Below are 20,766 nucleotides of genomic sequence, written 5' to 3'. Positions count from 1 at the left end.
GTTACTTCTTGAAGAAGTAAGCAATTTCGTTGGCTGCTGTGTCAGCGGCATCGGAGCCATGTACAGCGTTGGCGTCAATGCTGTCGGCGAAGTCGGCGCGGATGGTACCGGCATCGGCTTTCTTGGGATCTGTGGCGCCCATGAGTTCGCGGTTTTTGGCGATGGCGTTTTCACCTTCCAGAACCTGAATAAAAACAGGACCGGAAATCATGAATTTGACCAGATCGTTGAAAAAAGGACGCTCTTTGTGAACGGCATAAAAGCCTTCGGCTTCGGCCTGGCTCAGTTGCTGCATACGAGCTTCAACCACTTTGAGACCCGCTTTTTCGAAGCGGGAAATAATTTCGCCAATAACATTTTTGGCAACAGCATCGGGTTTGATGATAGAGAGCGTACGTTCAACAGCCATTTAATTACTCCAAATATTCAATGAAAACAGTTACTTCAACGAAGTTTTAACTAACTCGGCATTTTAACATGCAAAATTAGGGCGCTACACCTTAAAATAAGGGTTTTCGATAAAGACTCACCATTTTGCTGACCCTTTGGGCCTGACGGCCATAAACCCGCCAGCCCATCCACTGTTGATACTATGACTCAAACACCTGCCCCCGACGAATTGCCCAAAAGTTTTGAACCCAAGGAGCTTGAACGCACCTGGTACCAGGAATGGGAACGCATGGGCGTCTTTCGGGCCGGCCGCCACACGTCTACAGACGCACCGGAAAGTGGCGAACCCTACACCATTCAGTTCCCGCCCCCCAATGTCACAGGCACGCTGCATATGGGGCACGCCTTCAATCATACGATCATGGATGGTCTGATCCGCTACCACCGGATGCTGGGCAGCGACACCGTCCTGGTGCCAGGCACCGATCATGCGGGCATTGCCACGCAAATTGTCGTTGAGCGCCAGCTGGATGCCCAGAAAACCACCCGGCACGACCTGGGTCGGGAGGCCTTCGTAAAGCGCGTATGGGAATGGAAGGAACAGTCGGGCAATACGATCACCGCTCAGGTACGACGCCTGGGCGCTTCGGCAGACTGGCCGCGTGAATATTTCACCATGGACAGCCAGATGTCCCTGGGCGTGGTCGAAACCTTTGTCCGTCTGCACGAGCAAGGTCTGATCTACCGCGGCAAACGGCTGGTCAACTGGGATCCGGTACTGGGCACAGCAGTGTCTGACCTGGAAGTAGAAAGCCAGGAAGAAGATGGCTTTCTCTGGCATATCCGCTACCCCCTTACCGAACCGGTAAACGGGCTGGAATATCTGGTGGTGGCAACTACCCGTCCTGAAACCATGCTGGGCGATGTGGCTGTCATGGTTCACCCTGAAGACGAACGCTACAGCCACCTGGTGGGCAAGTCAGTACGTCTGCCCCTGTGCGATCGCAATATCCCAGTGATTGCCGACGATTATGTCGATCGAGAATTCGGTACAGGTGTGGTCAAGGTAACCCCCGCCCACGATTTTAACGACTATGCCGTTGGCCAGCGCCATCAGCTGGATATGATCAGTATTCTGACGCTGGACGCAAAAATCAGTGAAGACGCCCCCGCCCGCTTCCAGGGCCTGGACCGATTCGAGGCGCGCAAGCAAATTGTTGCAGAGCTTGAGGCCCAGGCGCTTCTGGAGAGCATCAAGCCGCACAAACTCATGGTGCCGCGCGGCGATCGGACCAAATCGGTCATTGAACCCATGCTGACAGACCAGTGGTTTGTCGCCATGAGCAAGCCGGCCCCTGAAGGCACGCACAACCCGGGCAAAAGCATTACCCAGGTTGCGCTGGACGTGGTGCGTGATGGTGAAGTGCGCTTTTTTCCGGATAACTGGAGCAACACCTATAACCAGTGGCTGGAAAACATCCAGGACTGGTGCATTTCCCGGCAATTATGGTGGGGTCACCAGATTCCGGCCTGGTACACAGAAGACGGCCAGATCTTTGTCGCCCGCAACGAGGAAGAAGCGCAGATCAAAGCCAAAAAAGCCGGCGTGACCGGACCGCTGCGCCGCGACGACGACGTGCTGGACACCTGGTTTTCCTCTGGTCTGGTCCCTTTTACGACCATGGGCTGGCCGGCCGAAACAGATGATTTCAAACGCTATATGCCGTCAAATGTGCTGGTCACCGGCTTTGACATCATCTTTTTCTGGGTGGCCCGGATGATCATGATGAGCATGCATCTGACCGGCCAGGTACCGTTCCGTCATGTCTATGTGCACGGGCTGATTCTGGACGCCTACGGCCAGAAAATGAGCAAATCCAAGGGCAACACGCTGGATCCTGTGGACCTGATCGATGGTGTTGATCTGGACACGCTGGTCGCCAAGCGCACGTCGGGCCTGATGAATCCAAAACAGGCAGGCAAGATCGAAAAGGACACCCGCAAGGCATTTCCGGACGGTATTGCACCTTACGGCGCTGACGCATTGCGCTTTACCATGGCCGCCTATGCCACGCTGGGCAGGAACATGAACTTTGACCTGAAGCGCTGCGAAGGCTACCGCAACTTCTGCAACAAGCTCTGGAATGCCAGCCGCTTTGTGCTCATGAACGTACCGGACGCCGAAGCAGTCAATCAGGACGACAACGAGCTTTCCTTTGCCGACCGCTGGATTACCAGTCGCCTGCAGCAAACCCTTGAAGATATACAGAAAGGGTTTCATGAATATCGCTTCGACATGATTGCAAATGCAATATACCGGTTCGTCTGGGACGAATACTGCGACTGGTATGTTGAACTGGCCAAGGTCCAGATCCAGCGCGGCAACCAGGCGCAGCAAAACGGCACGCGCCGCACCCTGATCCGGGTGCTGGAAGCCATTTTGCGCATGGCCCATCCCATCATTCCGTTTATCACAGAAGCGCTGTGGCAGAAAGTGGCGCTGGTGGCGGGCAAAAAACCAGCGGGCACCACAGCGAGCATCAGTGTTCAGCCATATCCGCTGGCCAACAGCGAGCTGATTGATGAAGCTGCCGAAGCACAGGTCGCCACGCTCAAGGCACAAGTGGAGGCCATCCGGGCGCTGCGCGGAGAGATGAGCCTGTCGCCGGCCCAGAAAGTACCCCTGTTCGCCGAAGGCGACGCCCAGATGCTCAACCGCAATGCCCCATACCTGATGGCGCTGGCCAAACTGAGCGAAGTACAGGTTGTTGACCTGCTGCCTGATCTGGGTGCGCCGGTTCAGATCCTGGACAACACCCGGTTGATGCTCAACGTGCAAATTGACAAGGAAGCTGAACTGGCCCGGCTGGCCAAAGAAGCTCAGCGTCTGGAAGGCGAAATTGCCAAAGCACAAGGCAAACTGTCCAACGAAGGCTTTGTCGCACGCGCACCGGGCCATGTCATTGAACAGGAAAAAGAGCGCCTGGCCCAATTTACCGAACGCCTTGAAGGCATTCGTGGGCAACAGGCCAGGCTGCAGTAAACATCTGGCTGATCCGTCCTTTGTTGGTTCGGGTCAGCCTGTTGCCTCCCGGCAATCCGCCACGGCGCATCTTACCGGCCAGGCCATTGAGTTTTCACGCCGGGCGCGGTGCTTTTGTCTACGGGCAGCGCACCACTGTTTCACCATCAATATATCGCCGAAACTGAGCAAGGCCTGAAACGGGCTCCCATCATTGCCACAGATCCCATAAAATATTCTCGTTACGTCACAATTGTCAGACAACCGACGTTTGTTTTTGGTATGGTAACTGTAACGAGCATCAACACAGCACACTACCCTTTCAACCAATTTGCCAGACAAGGAATTACACATGTCATTGAAAACGTTTACGCTGAATAACGGCCAGACCATCCCCTCACTGGGATTTGGCACATGGGAACTGGATAAGGAAGAAATCTGTGTGCCGGCAGTCACCCAGGCCCTGAAAACCGGTTATCGCGTCATTGATACGGCAGCCCGTTACATGAACGAAGCCTTTGTTGGAAAAGCGCTCGCCCAATCAGGACTGAAGCGCGAACACTACCATCTGACTACGAAAGTCTGGGTCACGGATTTCGGCTACGACCAGACCCTGCGCGCCTTTGACAAATCACTCAAAAAACTGGGGCTGGAGTACGTGGATCTGTATTTGTTGCATTGGCCGGTCGAAGGCTTCAGGGAAAGCTGGAAGGCGCTGGAGAAACTGCAGGACGAAGGCCTGACCAAAGCCATCGGCGTATGCAACTTTGAAATCGACCATCTGCAGGCGCTGGCGGCTAGTTCCAACAGCAAGCCGGTATTGAACCAGGTGGAAACGCATCCGCTGTTTCAGCAGCGTGCGCTGCTCAAGTATATGAACGAACAGGACATTCTGCTTGAGGCCTGGTCGCCACTTGGACGAGGCGACGCGACGCTGCTGACCAACCCCGTTCTTCAGGACATCGCCAAGTCCCACGGCAAGGATGTCGGCCAGGTCATTCTGCGCTGGCATTTGCAGCGCGGCTCACTGGCTATTCCACGCTCAAGCAAGCCAAGCCGTGTCGAGAGCAATTTCCAGATATACGATTTCGAATTAAGCGACGAACAGATGGCGGCCATTAACGCCCTGGACACCAACCAGCGCAGCGCCGGTGACCCCAAGGATCCGGAATGGATCGCCAAGCTCATGAGCATGCCCATTCCCGATTGATGCATATAAATAAACGTATAACTGAGCATATAATTAAGCATATATAAAAAATCGCTTTTACAAATGAAAGCGGCATCAGCAAGCGCCTCCCGAAGTGGCAGTCCTTTTCACCCAGTTGATCAGGGCGGCCATGTTTTATTGCCTGTGCCGATTGACAGCCAGCAAAGCCAGTGATGCCTTGTCGGGACTCCGTTATACCCGGCCCAGGACAGCGTGAACCAGGCAGGCGAACCACCTGCCTGTCACTGTCACTGTGCACGAAGTTGTCAACCTGCCGGCTAAAGCAGAGGCCGCCGATAGTAAAGATCACATAGTAAAGACCAGAGCGTCCACAGTACGCAGCAAGCTTACCGTCACCAGCCGATCCTGCGGTGTCCGAGTTTCAAAAACGGTTCATTAAACAGACACAGCATCACAATAAAGATAACTGCACTCAGACCGCCATGAACCTCGGGCTGGATGCCAGCAACCTGCACAAGCTGGCCAGAAAACCGGGACTCAGGTAAGCCCTCATTGATCGCTGCACTCGTCTAGCCCGCAGGCGACAAACGCTGCGTGGCGCCATCCAAGTCTTGTATGACCGACATAGACGCTGTAATTACAGTTGCCATGGGGAAACCCTTATTTCATTTGTGTTGTATTCATTACGCAATGCGTATATTATTTACGCAATAACGTAGCGCCCACGCAGCACCTACACCAATAACGGAGACAACATGCGCATTCGCACCTACCTGACATCCTGTTCGCTGGCCATTGTCGCCGGCAGTCTAGCCATGGCCCCGGCCCTGGCACAGTCATTCCCCGACAAACCCATCCGCTGGATCGTGCCCTATCCCGCTGGCGGCGGTTCCGATTTCCTGGCTCGCACCATCGGCCAGAGCCTGTCCGAAGATATCAAACAATCTATAGTCATCGACAACAAGCCGGGTGGCAACACCTCCATAGCGGCCAGCGACACGGCGCGCTCCGCTGCCGACGGTTACACCGTGCTGTCGGCCGACAACGGAACCATGGTCTTTAATTCGGCACTGTACAAAAAACTCTCCTATGATCCAGTCAAGGATCTGGCGCCAGTTACCCTGCTTGGACGGTTCCCCATGATCCTGGTGGTCAATCCGGCCAGCAATATCAAAAACCTGAAGGAGTTTGTCGAACACGTCAAAAGCAGCAACGGCAGCATCAACTACGGTTCAGCGGGTGCCGGCAGTCCGCATCATCTGGCCATGGAGCTGTTCCAGACAGAAGCCGGCCTGAAAATGACCCATGTGCCCTATCGCGGCGCGGCCCCCTCACTGACAGATCTTGCCGGCGGCCAGGTGCAGGCCATGATGGTTGATCTGGCGGCAGGTGCGGGCTTTCTGAAAGGCGAAAAAATACGTCCACTGGCCGTGGCAAGCGCCAAACGTTTGCCGCAATTGCCTGACGTGCCCACCTTTGCTGAATCCGGTTATCCCAATGTGGAAGCGGCGGCGCTGGTTGGGATGGTGGCGCCGGCAAAGACCCCTGCTTATATTATTGCCAGCCTGAATAAAAGCGTTGTTGCTGCCCTGAACAAGCCGGCGACACACAAAAAGCTGATCGAATTTGGCATCGAGCCAGTGGGCGACACGCCCGAGCAATACAGCAAGTTGCTTGAGGACGAACGCACTCGCTGGCACAAACTTATCAAAGACTTGAACATTACCCTGGACTGATCCGAGTTACATCATGAATACCCAATCCACTTCGCAGTCAGCGCAGGCGCAATGCCCTTATTCCGGTGCAAACACCAATGCCACCGGCTGCCCGGTGAGCGCCCGCGCTGCGCAGTTCGACCCCTTCGAAGACGCCTACCAACAGGACCCGCCGGAGTATGTGAAATGGTCACGCGAACAGGAGCCGGTATTTTTCAGTCCCAAACTGGGGTACTGGGTGGTGACTCGTTACGAGGATATCAAACAGATATTTCGTGACAACATCACCTTCAGTCCCTCTATTGCACTTGAAAAAATCACACCCACTGGCCCCGAAGCCAACGCCGTGCTGGAGTCCTACAATTACGGCATGAGCCGCACCCTGGTCAATGAAGACGAGCCGGCGCATATGCCACGGCGACGCCTGCTGATGGAGCCATTCACCGTCGACGCATTAAAGCATCACGAACCCATGGTGCGCCAGCTCACCCGCCAATACGTCGACCGCTTTATCAACGATGGCAAAGCAGACCTGGTCGAACAGATGCTGTGGGAAGTGCCGTTGACCGTCGCCCTGCATTTTCTCGGTGTTCCTGAAGAAGACATGGATACCCTGCGCAAGTATTCCATCGCGCATACCGTCAATACCTGGGGCCGCCCGAAGCCGGAAGAACAAGTTGCCGTCGCCCATGCCGTGGGCAACTTCTGGCAACTGGCCGGCACGATTCTGGAGAAGATGCGCAAAAATCCCGAGCAGCCCGGCTGGATGCAATACGGCATTCGCATGCAGCACTTGCATCCGGAGGTGGTGCCTGACTCCTACCTGCATTCCATGATGATGGCTGGCATTGTTGCTGCGCATGAGACCACAGCCAACGCCTCTGCCAATGCCATCAAACTGCTGCTATCGCACCCCCATGTCTGGCAGGAAATCTGTGAGGATCCAAACCTGATTCCGAACGCGGTGGAAGAATGCCTGCGTCATAATGGGTCTGTAGCGGCATGGCGAAGACTCGCGACACGCGATGTGCAGATCGGTGGTATCCAGATTGCGGCAGGCTCAAAGCTGCTGATTGTCAGTTCGTCGGCCAATCATGACGAACGTCATTTTACCGACGCTGATCTGCTCGACATCCGGCGTGAGAATGCCAGCGACCAGCTCACATTCGGCTATGGCTCGCATCAATGCATGGGCAAGAATCTGGCGCGAATGGAAATGCAGATTTTTCTTGAAGAGCTCACCCTGCGCCTGCCCCATTTGAAATTGTCGGAACAGACATTTACCTATGTACCCAACACCTCATTCCGGGGGCCGGAACATTTATTGGTGCACTGGGACCCTGCAGCCAATCCGGAACGCCATAACCCCGCTATTTTGGGCAGACAGCATCCGATACGGCTTGGCGAACCTTCCACCCATTCGCTATCCCGCCAGGTTGTGGTTCAGGAAACCGAGATGCTGACCGACGATATCATGCGAATCCGCCTGGCTGCGGCCGACGGCCAGACCCTGCCGCGCTGGACGCCAGGATCCCACATTGACCTGGTGTGCGGCGACCTGGGTATCTCGCGACAATATTCTCTTTGCGGCGACCCGGCCAATCCACAAGTTCTGGATATTGCCGTATTGCGCGAAGACGCCGGTCGCGGCGGCTCGGCATGGGTGCATCAACATGTCCGTTGCGGCATCCCCTTGCATATCCGTGGTCCGCGCAATCACTTTCATTTCGATGCACAAGCCAAAAAGGCCATCTTCATTGCCGGCGGAATCGGCATTACCCCCATCAGCGCCATGGCGCGGGCGGCCAAAAAACGCGGAATTGATTACCAGATCCACTATTGCGGTCGCAGCCGCAAGAGCATGGCATTGCTCGCTTGCCTGCAGGAGCATGGCGACCGGCTCCATGTCTATGCCGCCGATGAAGCGCGGCGCGCAGATTTTGCCAGCCTGTTGGCCACATCCGACGCCGACACGCAGATCTATGCCTGTGGGCCGCAACGCCTGACCGACTGCCTGCAGAAAATCTGCGAAAGCTGGCCAGACGACGCATTGCATATCGAACATTTTCATTCAACACTGGGCAAACTGGACCCGACCAAGGAGCACTCCTTCGAAGCTGAACTGAAGCAATCGGGCATTACCGTTACCGTTGCTGCAGACCAGACGCTGCTGGAGGCCTTGCGTGGCGCCAATATCGACATCCAGAGCGATTGCGAGGAAGGCCTGTGCGGATCCTGTGAAGTGAGTGTACTGGGCGGCCTGCCTGATCACAGGGATGTGGTGCTCACGCGCAGCGAACGTGCGGCAGGCAAAAAAATGATGAGTTGCTGCTCGCGAGCCAAAGACAAACGCATCGTCCTGGATCTATGACAATCCTCATATGAAAGGCCGGATCATGAATACTTGCCGCCATTGTGCTTGCCGCCCTTGCCGTCTAGTCCCGGGCGAAAATGCCTGCCTGGCCGATCATGTTCTTTTATCGTCCTCTATAATACGGCCCATGTCTACTTCCGGTCTATGTATCAAATGAACGCCCTGAGCGCCCCTGACAATATCACTGCCGCAACCCCCGCGCGCAGCCGTGAAAGACGACAAAGTGTACAGGCAGCTGACACCGTGGTAGCGGTGCTCAAAGGGCTGGCCAGCCTGGGTGGGGGCGCCAGCCTTACCGCCCTGGCAACGCATCTGGACGAAAACCCTGCCAAAGTCCATCGCTATCTGGTGAGCCTTATTGATGGTGGGCTGGTGACACAGAACGCCAATACGCAACAGTACACACTTGGTCTGGAATCCATGTTGATCGGCCTTGCCGCCATGCGACAGGCTGATCCCATCAGAATAGCGGAGCCAGCCCTGATACATCTGCGCGAGCAGCTGGGCATTACCAGCTTTATTGCGGTCATGGGCAACAAAGGCCCGACCATCGTACGGATGGAAGAACCCAGCCTGCCGGTCACGGTGAACGTAAGGGTGGGCTCGGTACTGTCCTTTCTCTGGTCAGCTACCGGCAGAGTCTTTCTCGGGCTGCACAACGAACCTGCCGTACGGGCACTGGCCAGGCAGGAATTTGACACCCTGGACGAAACGCAGAACCCACCGGCGCCATTTGATGTCCTGGTTGCACAATTACATGATGAAATAAGCAGATTTCACTGTGTTTGTGTCAGAGACACCAACCTGAAAGGCATTAGTGCCGTTGCAGCGCCGGTATTTAACTATGCCGGGCAACTGACTGCAGTGCTGACCGCATTGGGCGCCAGCGGCGGCTTTGATACGTCGCTGAGTGGACCCATTGCCGTATCCGTTCGTCAACAAGCGCAACGCATCAGCCAGCAACTGGGCTACAGCATAGCCTGATCAGCACGCCCTAATAACACTGGAATGAACAATCCGGCAGCCTGGCTAATAACGCAGCGTTGCTGTCGGCTACAAGGGGCCAAGATTGTGATGCACTCACCAAAGACAAGGAACCATGTACACGCTTTGCCCAACTGCGTGATCCTACATGCTTTTTTTCTTATGGAGACGGTCCCGTTTACGCAGCGCGGTGGGAATCGCCTGCCTGGCCCACATCGGCAACGATTTGCTTACATATTTGAGCCGGTCTGCCTCGCGGATGAGTAGAGTGCGGCGCCCTCTTTTGCGCTTGTTCTCAAACACCCAGGCCCGGTCTGCAATCTGCAGCGCAAACCCCAGGTTATCCATGCTGCGCCCGTAACGCCGCGCTATCGCATCCAGCGGAACGGCATGACCGCCATCGGCAACGCGTGATTTGACCCGCGCAATAAGCAGCCCCACGTCATCCACGCCAACAAAAGCCAGGATGACCTGATAGCCTGCGAGGCGGGCGCGACGCATCAGGTCCAGCTCAGAATTGCCGCTAAGCGTGGTTTCTATTGCAAAGCTGCGCCCACTGGCAAGCAGCTTATCTCGCGCAAGCAAAGCCAGCCTGCCGGCGCGCATTTGCACCTGTGCGCTATTGCGATTTTCGATATCAAGCTGTTCGGCAATATCGTCCGAATTGACAACCGGCAGATGGCCCGTCAGATGCAAACGCGTAAGCGTTGTTTTGCCTGCCCCATTGGGGCCGGCTACGACCCAGAGTTTCGGTACACTCATGCCGCTGCAGTATCGCCGACCGTTTGTTCGACTCCATCGACAAAACGCACGAGCTGGCGTCGCCCGTCGGGAAATTCCTTGATGATCAGGCCTGGAGGCGTACCATCTTCGCGATAATAAACCGGGCGGCCGGCCTGCAGGTGCGCGCGCGCAGCTGCGCCATTGTCGCGCACGATCCTGACATCAAACATTCTCCAGAACACCTTTTCTTCCACATCGGTCATGGCTTCCAGATTTTCCAGCTTCATTTCCATACTTAACCTCACCGCACAGTGGTGTGTCGCCTTTACGTTTGTATTACCACAAAGGCATACTCCATCACACTGTACGAAAGCATCGCCCAATATCCACGAGGTGGATCTCATTTCCCACCCTATCGACTGATTATATGCAATCTGCAGAAAATAACAGGCATTTCACCCCAGGGCGCGCTATCCCATCATTTTACAACCACCACCCTGCAAATGAAAAATGGCCCCGGGGGAAAAACCGGAGCCATTCTGACGCTCATTTTTCTACAACGATATTGGCTTGCGCACGCAGGCGAAACAATGCCCAATCCGGAATGCGTTCAACCGTAGCAAATACATTCCGTATCGTACATCACGCAACTTCCTGCAACGCATCCAGCGGCTCCAGCGCGCCCTCAAATGCCCGCGTCGCAATGTATTCAGGACGCGGCGCCAGCCCATATTTTGGTGCATTAAGCGTATTCTCAACGCTGTTATACACCATGAATACGTTGGCACGTGGCCATGGCGAAATGTTGCCGTTAGAACCGTGCATGGTATTGCAATCGAAAAACACCACCGAGCCGGCTTTGCCGGTAACGGCTTTGATGCCGCCCTGCTCTGCGAGCAACTCCAGACTCAATGGATCAGGCACGCCATATTCCTGAGCCTTCAACGATTTTTTGTAGTTCTCGTCGGGTGTGATTCCCCGGCACGAAATGAACTGTCGATGAGAACCTGGCACAACCATAAGCGGACCGTTGCATTCATTGTTGTCTGTCAGCAATACCGAGCAACTCAACGCGCGCATATGAGGCATTCCATCTTCCGTATGCCATGTTTCAAAGTCGGAATGCCAGTAAAACTCCTTACCCTTGAAACCAGGCTTAAGATTGGCTCGCGACTGATGCAGGTACACTTCCGAACCCAATATCTGACGTGCAACATGAATCAGACGAGGATCGCGTGAAAGCCGATCCATTACCTTGTTCAACGCATGCACCTTGAAGATGGAACGAACAGCTTTGCTGCCGGGTTCGGTAATCGCTTCGTCGCTCGCGGCAATCTTGCTGTTGTTGGTCATCGCTAGCACTTCGTCCATCAACACCTTGACTTCCTGCTCACTGAACAGGCTGTCCAACACCAAAAATCCGTCCCGTTCGTAGGCAGCCATCTGCTCGGCAGACAACGCATCGGCGTAATTGCCGTCACCATACACCACGGGTTCCTGTCTGGCGATAATTGCGGCTGTGCCGCTGGTACGTGATTCATAAATGTCGGTTACGACCATCTTGTACTCCTTATCTGTTTACAGTTCAGGCGGTTTCCTCGGTCATAGCCGGATAAACACCGTCTTCGTCATGTACTTCAAGACCGGTTACCGGGGGATTAAAGACGCAGATTACACGTAGCGGCACTTTCCCACCGCGCAGCCAATGCTCATCATTCTCATTCAGGGCATAAACCACGCCCGGGCCCAGTGCGTATTTCTTGCCATCGGCAATGGTTTCGATCTCGCCGTCCCCTTCCACGCACCACACTGCTTCCAGGTGATTCTGGTAGTGAATATGGGTTTCCGTACCGGGAAATATCACAGTTTCATGAAAAGAAAATCCCATGCCATCCTTGGCCAGCAACACACGGCGACTGAGCCAGGTGTCGGTTTTAACTTCGAGATCGGTACCAATAACATCTTTCACATTTCTAACTATCATATTTCTTACGCTCCGAATTTGAGAACTTTGGATTTCTTGCCTTCCTGCTTGAGCACTTCAGCGACGCTGCGTTCAATCAACTCCAGGCCCTGCGTCAAGTGCGCATCCTCGATGGTAAGCGCCGGCAAAATTTTCAGGACCTCGTCCTGGGCGCCCGAGGTTTCAATGACCAGCCCGTGTGCAAAAGCCTGCTGGGCAATTTTATTTGCCAGCTCGGGCCTATCATCGCAGACCAGTCCCTGAATCAGGCCACGGCCACGCACACTGAAGCCGGCTTCAGGAAAGCTGTGCACGATGTTCTCAAGCCAGTCGCGCACAATGCTTTCCTTGCGGCGCGTTTCGTTCTGGAAACGGTCGTCGCTCCAGTAGCTGTCCAGCGCCTGGGCCGCTGTAACAAAAGCCAGGTTATTGCCGCGGAACGTACCGCTGTGCTGGCCAGGCTTCCAGATGTCCAGTTCAGGCTTCATCAACACAAGTGACATTGGCAGACCAAAGCCGGACAGCGACTTGGATAGCGTGATAATGTCGGGCTTGATGCCGGCCGCTTCAAAGCTGAAAAAGCTGCCGGTACGACCACAACCGACCTGGATATCATCCACGATCAGCAGCATGTCGAACTTGCGGCACAGTTTTTCCAGTTCACGAATCCAGCGCCAACTGGCCACATTCACACCGCCCTCTCCCTGAACCGTCTCGACAATGACAGCAGCCGGCAAGTCCAGACCGCTGCTGGGATCTTCCAGCATGCGTTCGAAATAGGCAATGGTGTCCACGTCGGGTCCGATATACCCGTCAAAGGGCATAAAGGCGGTGTTATGCAGCGAGACGCCGGCCGCATTCCGGAATTTTTCATTGGCAGTCACAGCCAGCGAACCGCCGCTCACACCATGAAAACCATGAGTAAATGAAACGACGTTGGAACGACCTTTGACCTGGCGCGCCAATTTGAGTGCCGCTTCTACGGCATTGGTGCCGGTTGGACCGGTAAACTGCAACGTGTAATTCATTTTGCGCGGAATCAACAACACACGTTCAAAAGTTTCCATGAAATATTTTTTTGCCGATGTGGCCATATCCAGACCATGCACCACGCCGTCAGTATTCAAATATTCAATCAGCTTCTTCTTGAGAATCGGATTGTTATGCCCATAATTCAAGGTACCTGCGCCACTGAAAAAATCGATGTATTCCTTGCCTGATTCATCAGTCAGTACAGAGCCCTTGGCCTGACTGAATATGACGGGGAATGAACGTACGTAGCCACGTACTTCAGACTCCATGCGGTCGAAAATTTCTAAATCCATGATTTTTCCTATTTATTTAAATATTAAAAGACAATGCCTGTTACAGGCATTCGGACGCCGGGCACGCCCTGGTGAACTCAGCCCGGCGTTGGCCTGAGCGGCCCAATCTTCAAAAGACGTTCATCGTCATGCGCTTGAGGCCCGAATAATTCTGGTTCAAATAGCGGGCTTTCTGCGATGCCGGTGCTCATGTTGCGAGCGACGGCCGCGAACATACGACGAGAAGCGGCGTTGTCCGGACCCACCGTAGTTTCCAGGTACCGGATATGCGCCAGGTTCGGCCGCTCCAGCAGACTTTGCAGCATTCGCTGACCCAGTCCATGACCGCGCCCACGCTCGTGGACGGCGACCTGCCAAATAAACAATACGTCGGCCTTATCAGGAGGCTGATAGGCTGAGACAAATCCATCGATTTGCTCATTGGCCTGCGCGACCACGCAGGTCTTGTCAAAATGCTCACACAGCAGCAGATAGCTGTATACCGAATTTAAATCCAATGGCGGGCACTGGGAAACCAATTGCCAGATGTCATAACCATCGGCTCTGGCAGGTGTTCTCAGCAGGTGCAGGTTCTTCTGCGCCGCCCCTGCCGCATGGGATTGTTGCGAATGCGTTTGAGATGTGGTGAGTGCCGTGTCAATCAAATTAAAATTCCGGATTCTGGGTGCGAGGCATCAGCCACTGGAACATCCAGGATGGGTGATGCCGGTTCATTGGAAATCTCATGCGCCACAACGCTGTGTGCCTCCATGAGCATGACAATTTTTTCAAGCGACGTCGTAATGTCGGCCTGTTCTGTCTCTGGTAAATCCTTCAGCGCATCTGTCAGCTTGGTCTGAATGGGCGATGGCGTTGCCCTGACCAATTCAATGCCGGCCTCGGTCGCAGTTATAAACACAATACGGCGATCTTCCCTGCCACGCTCGCGACGAATCCAGCCCTTGTCTTCCAGACGGTCAAGAATACCGACGACGGTGCTGGGACTGACGTGTATTTTGCGGCTGATGGAGGTAGCCGTAATGGGCCCGTTCTCAACAATGGCGCCCAGGCAGATCAACTGCGGCGCTGTCACGTTGCTGTAGGCGGCAAGTTGCCGTGAGTGCACGGCGATAGCCCGGGTTATGCGGCGCAGCGCGCTAAGGATACGAATGTCATATTGAGTTTGCATATTAATTGTTTTACTCATAATTAATTGTATAGAGAAATCGCTTCCCTTTAAAATCATTTCAGCACTAATCATATGCGATCGAATGATTGCTGTCAAACCGGTTGATACCCTAATGATCAGGTAGAAAAAGTGTAGAGGAGAAACAAAGTCTGTCTGACGAAAATGAAGGGGGCTGCTTATTATTATCTTTCATCTTCTGTTAACTGACGATAAAAAACCGTCTATTTTTAACAATGAGTTACTTTTATATTTAAAAAAATAAGAAATATTCCTTATGGAAAACTTCTATTCCACATGCGACTGCGTATGGGCTGCGCCCTAACTGTTCGGTCGTGTTTCACCACTTAGTCCAATCACAGCTTTATTTTGACAAATATTTATTGACCGGTTAATATTTGCCTATGCAATTAATTGTCCCTTTACCCTTCAATTGACTGCATCGCCCTTCCGGGTTTGTTTGTCTCCCGGCAGGGCGTCATTTTTTGTGCCGTGCGCTTCAGTGCATGAAAATCATGCAAATATTTAAAGCGTCATCGCGGGATTTTGTTAATGAACAGTGTCGAAAAGATCAATCTGATAGGTCTGTACCAAAGAAGTGAATTCAGGGTTGGATGGCCGAACATTGTTCATAAATCCAACGCCAGTGGATTATTGAAAACCATATTTGTTGAGTGAGAATTGCTTGCCTCTCAGGCTGATTGACTGCTCCGTTATTGAAAAGGAGTAAGTCGGTCTAGTTGTTGTTTGATTGGTATTTGATTTTTGTAGAAAGTCGATGCACAAGATATTCGACTCCCATTCCCCCATTCCAGGTCCTGAATCATCATGCAAAAATTTGTCGCCATATCTGCCATTCTCATCGCTCTCTCCGGCTGTGGCGTGTACCAAGGCCACTACACTGGTGCCCCTCCCATGCCAGCCGACGCACCTCCGCCAACTTCACTGCCGTCACAATAAATCGTCGTCAGTGAAGTTGGACGCTCATCCAATCAGCAATAATGCTACTGCCAGTAGATGTACGAAAAGGATCTATTCCGGGGTTACCTTTGCGTCAAGCATTGCTTGTTGCCCCTTTTTTGATTCGGTTTTAGTTCTTTCTTCCAACTGTTGCGTATTTCCTTCCCACGCATCTAATGTCAGAGCGGACAACTTCTTTTGCGCCGCTAGAGCAGTCGCGCAATAACTGCTTCGCGTCAACCACGCGAGCGCAACATCGATTAATCAAAGACGGAGCACCTTCACGAAAAAAACTGTTTTATTTTCGGCAGTCTAACCAGAAACGTCGCGCGGGCCAATCCACGCAACGCATTTGCCAATTTGTTGCCGCGCTTCAATTGCTGCGTGAACGCTTGGTATCTCTTCGAAAGTCGTGCAGGCGGCAATATCAATAAATAATTGACTATCCAAAATTGCAGAAAATATCGCATCTGCGCGACGCTGGACTGTTGCGTGGCCTACCATATAATCTGCCAAACGCGGACGGGTAAGAAATAGCGATCCTTGCTCTCCGAGCTCATAGGGGTCAAGATCGTTAACGGAGCCTGAAACATTCCCGTAATTGATGACAAGACCGCGCGTGCGTGTGGCTCGCATGCTGTCGCGTAGAGTCGTTTTTCCTAACGAATCGAAAACGACGTGAACCCCACTACCCAACGTGAGTTCCCGAACCCGGTCAGCGAATAGCCCGCCCTCGTAGGGAAGTACAACGTCGGCTCCGCGCTGAGTGGCTGTCACCCTTTTCTCTTCGCTACTCGCTGTAGCGTACACCGTTGCGCCGGCGAGCTTGGCCATTTGGATGAGGATCTGGCCGATGCTACCGGATGCCGCATGGACCAGACAATCCATCCCCTGCTTTAATTCGGCAACATCGTTCACCAAATAGTGAGCGGTACATCCTTGGAACATCGCAGCGGCTGCGACATCGAAACCTATCTCGTCGGGAATTACAGCGATGAGCGAGGCGGGAACGCAAGCATATTCAGCAAAACTGCCCCAGGAGATACACCATGCCACGCGCTGCCCTACATGCAAGAAATCTACACCTTCGCCCAACGCAACGATAGTGCCTGCTCCTTCCATTCCAAGAGTACACGGTGCTCGTACTGCATAAGTGTCGGAATTTTCGTACTTACCTTGCCGGGTGTGAATGTCCATGAAATTGATGCCGGCGCATGCTATTGCAACCAGAACCTCTCCCTCGCGTGGCTGGGGAACGGGTACATCATTTTCGTACTGGACGACTTCTGGGCCTCCGTATCGGTTTATCGTTATGGCTCGCATATGACTTCACTTCCTGTTGACGTGGGTGTTCCGGCGCGACTGGCGGTATGACCAATCCAAGAGCAATTATGAACGCAATGAGGTTCATGCAGACGCAATATTTAGTTCACGATTGTCATAGACTCATCTAAATTCAATCTATTCGCTCAATTGCCGGATAAGAAAACGTACCTTCTAGATGTGGTCGTTGCGGCTGGTATAGGCGCAAGGTCAGATAGAAATTTTCTCCTGGCGGCGCCGGCAACCAGTTTTTTCCTAACCCGGGGTTATCTGCCTGAATGGCAATACTCAAACCGCCATCTGCATCGCGACGCAAACCTTGTGTCCGGTCACCAATGGAATATCGATTGATCGGATTGGCAACAAGCAGGCAGTCGCTGCGGCGATACAAGGTGATCGACCAAAAAGCATCGACTTTCGGTCCTTCCCCGGGCGCAAAGCGCAAGACATAGCGTCGTTCTCCTGTCAGCGCCTCGTCTCTTGCATCGACTTCAGCCATGATATACATCGCCTCGTCAATTCCCAGCGTACCAATCCAATTGCGTGCTACTCTTGCCCGCGTCACAATGTCGTCCTTGAACCCGGTGCGTATATTGATAGCAGTCGTCCATCCGTCACCCAGCGCTGATGAATTGGCCACTTCGCGCAAATTGGTGTAAACCTCGTCCAGTGCTGTATGAATGTCGCATGTGGCCGGCGGCCATCCCGGCAACGGCGCCGCAGGAGGATTACGTCTGAGCATCATATCCAGCACGCGCAAGTATTCGCTCGCATCCGGTATGCCCGTATCCCGATTATCGATAAGACAATCAACGGTAGACAGCGCCGGTGCACCGTCGGGCCGGTAGATAGCAAAGCGATCTTGCAGAGCATGCACCTTCGCAAGATCTGTAGAATCTGCATCCACCAGGATACGTCCAATGATCCATACATCTTCACTGGGCGCACTAATGACATGCATCCCCGCAGGGATTTCCCCGTCCCAGCCAGGCCCGTGGACGAACAGCCGTTGCGCCTTACCTCCAGTCGTTCGCCGCCCCGCATAGGCCCACGGATTCGTCCAGGCATCAAGGAACCCCAACACCCAATAGCGAGAACCGAAGGCCGGCACGTCGATTATCAATGGGCCTGCAGACAAATCAAGCCAGGCATTCGAAAACAATGTGTCGTTATTGGGTGTGACAACTTCCTTATCGTCAGGGTTTCGCAAGCGGCGTGTATGCGTAAATTGATTCACCCAGCGCATGCTTGAGTCGGGAGCATCTCCAGCAAAACCCTGTACGGAATGACGTCGCGGGGTTGTTGCCGCTCGCATACGTGCCATCTCAAATAGCGGCAATGTGGTCATGACGGCAGAACAAGTGTCTGGTTGTGCCGCAGACATTGGGGAGCGGGTCAATAAAACGGCATCCAGCGCGATTGCACCTTGGCCTTCAGGCATCACCATAATTGGATTTATTTCCAATGAAACGAGGCTATTGCCAGCCGAAAGTGCGAATTGCGAGATGCGCACGATGGCATCAATAAGGGCGTTGACGTCCGCGCTTGATAAACCTCGAGCACCGGTTAACAGGGGAGCTATTTTCAATTCGCTGATCATCTCCTGAGCCTGCTCACGATTGACAGGCGCGAGCCTGAGTGCAATATCGCCCATCAATTCGACATTGATGCCACCCGATCCCAACATGACAACAGCCCCCAGCGAGGGGTCTTGACGCACGCCAAGAATGCATTCGATACCCCCCCTGATCATTGGTGCAATAAGCACGCCGTCTAACTCAGCAGTTGGTTCTGCACTGCCCACCGCTGCCACTATACTGTCATAAGCGTTACCGGCTTCGTTTTCATCCCGTATATTCAAGACAACACCACCTGCATCGCTCTTGTGGATAATGTCGGCGGACAATACCTTCATGACCACGGGAAAACCCAGATCACGGGCGCAGGCAGTTGCATCATCGCGAGATCGGGCTTGACGCAACGGGACGGTAGAAAAGCCAAAACTGGCCAATAGATCCATCGCCTCGGCCTCATTGTAGACCTCGCGATGCAGGCGAACGGTCTCGCCCTTTGGTTGGTCCGGTGTTAAAGGCCGTTCATTGTGGGCTGCAAAAAAGTTCATGGCGGCCAGAACGCGAATGGCTCTTGCCGGATCCGCAAAACACAGACAACCCAACGCCTCGAGCATCTGCTGTTGTTCAGCATCGATAAGCGCACTGAAGATTATCACTCGGTCTGGGAAATCGCATCGCAAATCCTGGGCCAGCTGGCGCTGAAGTCGCTGCATGATCGGGGTGCTACCATAGGCAGCAAGGAATATAAGAAGGTTGCCATAATCTGCTTCCCCCAGCATGGCTCGGGCAGCCAGTTCGATCAGTTCCGGTTCGGTGGTTACCTGACCGGTCAAATCAACAGGATTGTCGGTAACCGCCAGAGGTATGTGACTCCGAATCAACGCTTGAACTGCAGGTGATAAAGGTGCTAGGTCAATTGATGCGTCAGCCGCGTCATCTGCCATCATGGCGCCCACGCCGCCGGATACCGTAAGCAAACCCAGGCGGCTGTTGACTGGGGTTCCAGCCACGGCGAGGCCTTGGGCAATATCAAAAAATTCCTCGATCGAGCGGGCTCGCCAGACGCCACATTGACGGAACATGGCATCATAGACAGCATCGTCGCCTGCCAAGGCTGCGGTGTGCGACGCTGCTGCCTGCGCTCCCTGTCTGGTGCGTCCCACCTTGACAAGTACCACCGGCTTTCCTGCAGCGCGAGCCAGCTCCAGGGCTTGTCGTAACTTGACTCCGTTGCGGCAACCTTCAAGATAGGCCATGATGATTTTAGTATCTGGATCACATGCCATCCAGGCTATGCAGTCCGCAATATCAATATCCGACTCATTTCCCGTCGTTATCCACTTCGACAGGCCAACACCGCGCCGCTGTGCCATGGCATATGCATAGGCACCGAAGGCCCCACTCTGGCTCACGATGCCAATGGGGCCTGGGTTGGCCAGGCCGACATTCAATACTGGGGAAAAGGTGGCATACACAGAGCGGGCAATGTTCATGAACCCCAGACAATTAGGACCAAGTATCCGAATGCCGGCAGCCCGGGCTCTGCTCGAAAACCGATCCTGCGCCAGGCTACCTGCTTGTCCGGCTTCTGCGAACCCCGCGGAAAACATGACAATATTTTTGACCCCACTGGCAATCGCATCGTCCAGCGCCGCCTCGGCGCTGCTTGCCGGAATGGCAAAAATGGCCAGATCTATTGGGTGATTAACCGCAAGCAGCGAAGCAAAGGCAGGACATCCGTGAATCTGTCGGCCGCTGGGATTGATGGCGTATAGCGCACCGTCATAACCGTGTTCGACAAGATAACGTACAGGAACGGTACCGATCTTATCCGGGTTGGAGGATGCACCAACGACAGCAATGGAACATGGAGATAAAAAAGAGTCGAGATTGGCTTGAATCATGGTTTGTCTGCGTGTTCGCGTGATATGTCTCTGCGGAATGCACAACAGGTTCAACTTTTTAAACCCATAGAGACGACCGAGCCATGATAGCGAGCTGCCTTTTATAAGACAAACTGTAATTTATGATAGTTTTATAATAATAAATTATTAATTGGTATTGAGCTTTTGATCTA

At 53.7% G+C, this 20,766-nt stretch carries 15 protein-coding genes; 5 read left to right on the top strand and 10 right to left on the bottom strand.

Features of this window, described 5'->3' with window-relative positions:
• Position 1: 1 nt before the first annotated feature.
• Positions 2–409, bottom strand: a complete 408-nt coding sequence (ndk, locus tag ACTIKR_RS05205; protein ID WP_014750897.1) for a nucleoside-diphosphate kinase — start codon at positions 407–409, stop codon at positions 2–4.
• A gap of 183 nt (positions 410–592) precedes the next feature.
• Between ndk and ACTIKR_RS05200 the strand changes: the two genes are divergently transcribed.
• The 5 genes from ACTIKR_RS05200 (at position 593) to ACTIKR_RS05180 (ending at position 9,656) form a co-directional block, all read left to right on the top strand.
• Complete coding sequence (locus ACTIKR_RS05200) at positions 593–3,433, top strand: valine--tRNA ligase (RefSeq protein ID WP_442327276.1); 2,841 nt, start codon at positions 593–595, stop codon at positions 3,431–3,433.
• A gap of 331 nt (positions 3,434–3,764) precedes the next feature.
• On the top strand, positions 3,765–4,622 hold the full coding sequence (locus ACTIKR_RS05195) for an aldo/keto reductase (RefSeq protein WP_193090123.1): 858 nt from the start codon (positions 3,765–3,767) through the stop codon (positions 4,620–4,622).
• 716 nt (positions 4,623–5,338) lie between these two features.
• Positions 5,339–6,319, top strand: coding sequence for a Bug family tripartite tricarboxylate transporter substrate binding protein (locus ACTIKR_RS05190; RefSeq protein WP_442327275.1), 981 nt, complete (start codon positions 5,339–5,341; stop codon positions 6,317–6,319).
• A 13-nt stretch (positions 6,320–6,332) separates the two neighbouring features.
• The gene (locus ACTIKR_RS05185) at positions 6,333–8,669 is read left to right on the top strand and encodes a cytochrome P450/oxidoreductase (RefSeq protein ID WP_193090121.1); all 2,337 of its coding nucleotides are present in this window, start codon (positions 6,333–6,335) and stop codon (positions 8,667–8,669) included.
• Between the two features lie 156 nt (positions 8,670–8,825).
• Entirely contained in the window at positions 8,826–9,656 is an 831-nt protein-coding gene (locus ACTIKR_RS05180) for an IclR family transcriptional regulator (protein WP_193090120.1), read from the top strand.
• Positions 9,657–9,800: 144 nt separating this feature from the next.
• On the opposite strand, the gene ACTIKR_RS05175 is transcribed toward ACTIKR_RS05180, so the two are convergent.
• The 9 genes from ACTIKR_RS05175 to ACTIKR_RS05135 all read right to left on the bottom strand — a co-directional run bounded on the left by ACTIKR_RS05175 (position 9,801) and on the right by ACTIKR_RS05135 (position 20,593).
• Positions 9,801–10,418 carry a zeta toxin family protein gene (locus ACTIKR_RS05175; protein WP_193090119.1) on the bottom strand — a complete coding sequence of 206 codons (618 nt, stop codon included), beginning with the start codon at positions 10,416–10,418 and terminating at the stop codon, positions 9,801–9,803.
• On the bottom strand, positions 10,415–10,672 hold the full coding sequence (locus ACTIKR_RS05170; RefSeq protein ID WP_193090118.1) for a hypothetical protein: 258 nt from the start codon (positions 10,670–10,672) through the stop codon (positions 10,415–10,417). Before ACTIKR_RS05170 ends, ACTIKR_RS05175 begins: the two co-directional genes overlap by 4 nt.
• Positions 10,673–11,021: 349 nt before the next feature.
• Positions 11,022–11,939, bottom strand: coding sequence for an ectoine hydroxylase (thpD, locus tag ACTIKR_RS05165; protein ID WP_193090117.1), 918 nt, complete (start codon positions 11,937–11,939; stop codon positions 11,022–11,024).
• Positions 11,940–11,964: 25 nt separating this feature from the next.
• Positions 11,965–12,363, bottom strand: a complete 399-nt coding sequence (locus ACTIKR_RS05160) for an ectoine synthase (protein WP_193090116.1) — start codon at positions 12,361–12,363, stop codon at positions 11,965–11,967.
• Positions 12,364–12,368: 5 nt separating this feature from the next.
• Positions 12,369–13,667: a diaminobutyrate--2-oxoglutarate transaminase gene (gene ectB, locus ACTIKR_RS05155; RefSeq protein WP_193090115.1), complete on the bottom strand. Its 1,299-nt coding sequence runs from the start codon at positions 13,665–13,667 to the stop codon at positions 12,369–12,371.
• Positions 13,668–13,744: 77 nt separating this feature from the next.
• On the bottom strand, positions 13,745–14,311 hold the full coding sequence (gene ectA / locus ACTIKR_RS05150; protein ID WP_193090114.1) for a diaminobutyrate acetyltransferase: 567 nt from the start codon (positions 14,309–14,311) through the stop codon (positions 13,745–13,747).
• Positions 14,308–14,853 carry a MarR family winged helix-turn-helix transcriptional regulator gene (locus ACTIKR_RS05145; protein WP_193090113.1) on the bottom strand — a complete coding sequence of 182 codons (546 nt, stop codon included), beginning with the start codon at positions 14,851–14,853 and terminating at the stop codon, positions 14,308–14,310. Before ACTIKR_RS05145 ends, ectA begins: the two co-directional genes overlap by 4 nt.
• Before the next feature lie 1,251 nt (positions 14,854–16,104).
• Positions 16,105–17,115 carry a quinone oxidoreductase family protein gene (locus ACTIKR_RS05140; RefSeq protein ID WP_193090112.1) on the bottom strand — a complete coding sequence of 337 codons (1,011 nt, stop codon included), beginning with the start codon at positions 17,113–17,115 and terminating at the stop codon, positions 16,105–16,107.
• A 133-nt stretch (positions 17,116–17,248) separates the two neighbouring features.
• Complete coding sequence (locus ACTIKR_RS05135; RefSeq protein WP_442327274.1) at positions 17,249–20,593, bottom strand: acetate--CoA ligase family protein; 3,345 nt, start codon at positions 20,591–20,593, stop codon at positions 17,249–17,251.
• Positions 20,594–20,766 lie beyond the last annotated feature (173 nt).

The sequence above is a fragment of the Advenella sp. genome, from assembly GCF_052108595.1.
Lineage (GTDB): Bacteria > Pseudomonadota > Gammaproteobacteria > Burkholderiales > Burkholderiaceae_B > Advenella.
This window is presented reverse-complemented; position numbering and strand designations above follow the sequence as displayed.

Bases quoted from the DNA above. Each gene is read 5' to 3' on its own strand.
- thpD (WP_193090117.1), bottom strand. From the start codon at position 11,939: ATGGTCGTAACCGACATTTATGAATCACGTACCAGCGGCACAGCCGCA.
- ACTIKR_RS05180 (WP_193090120.1), top strand. From the start codon at position 8,826: ATGAACGCCCTGAGCGCCCCTGACAATATCACTGCCGCAACCCCCGCG.
- ACTIKR_RS05190 (WP_442327275.1), top strand. From the start codon at position 5,339: ATGCGCATTCGCACCTACCTGACATCCTGTTCGCTGGCCATTGTCGCC.
- ACTIKR_RS05175 (WP_193090119.1), bottom strand. From the start codon at position 10,418: ATGAGTGTACCGAAACTCTGGGTCGTAGCCGGCCCCAATGGGGCAGGC.
- ACTIKR_RS05145 (WP_193090113.1), bottom strand. From the start codon at position 14,853: ATGAGTAAAACAATTAATATGCAAACTCAATATGACATTCGTATCCTT.
- ACTIKR_RS05135 (WP_442327274.1), bottom strand. From the start codon at position 20,593: ATGATTCAAGCCAATCTCGACTCTTTTTTATCTCCATGTTCCATTGCT.
- ndk (WP_014750897.1), bottom strand. From the start codon at position 409: ATGGCTGTTGAACGTACGCTCTCTATCATCAAACCCGATGCTGTTGCC.
- ACTIKR_RS05185 (WP_193090121.1), top strand. From the start codon at position 6,333: ATGAATACCCAATCCACTTCGCAGTCAGCGCAGGCGCAATGCCCTTAT.
- ectB (WP_193090115.1), bottom strand. From the start codon at position 13,667: ATGGATTTAGAAATTTTCGACCGCATGGAGTCTGAAGTACGTGGCTAC.
- ACTIKR_RS05200 (WP_442327276.1), top strand. From the start codon at position 593: ATGACTCAAACACCTGCCCCCGACGAATTGCCCAAAAGTTTTGAACCC.
- ACTIKR_RS05195 (WP_193090123.1), top strand. From the start codon at position 3,765: ATGTCATTGAAAACGTTTACGCTGAATAACGGCCAGACCATCCCCTCA.
- ACTIKR_RS05160 (WP_193090116.1), bottom strand. From the start codon at position 12,363: ATGATAGTTAGAAATGTGAAAGATGTTATTGGTACCGATCTCGAAGTT.
- ACTIKR_RS05170 (WP_193090118.1), bottom strand. From the start codon at position 10,672: ATGGAAATGAAGCTGGAAAATCTGGAAGCCATGACCGATGTGGAAGAA.
- ACTIKR_RS05140 (WP_193090112.1), bottom strand. From the start codon at position 17,115: ATGCGAGCCATAACGATAAACCGATACGGAGGCCCAGAAGTCGTCCAG.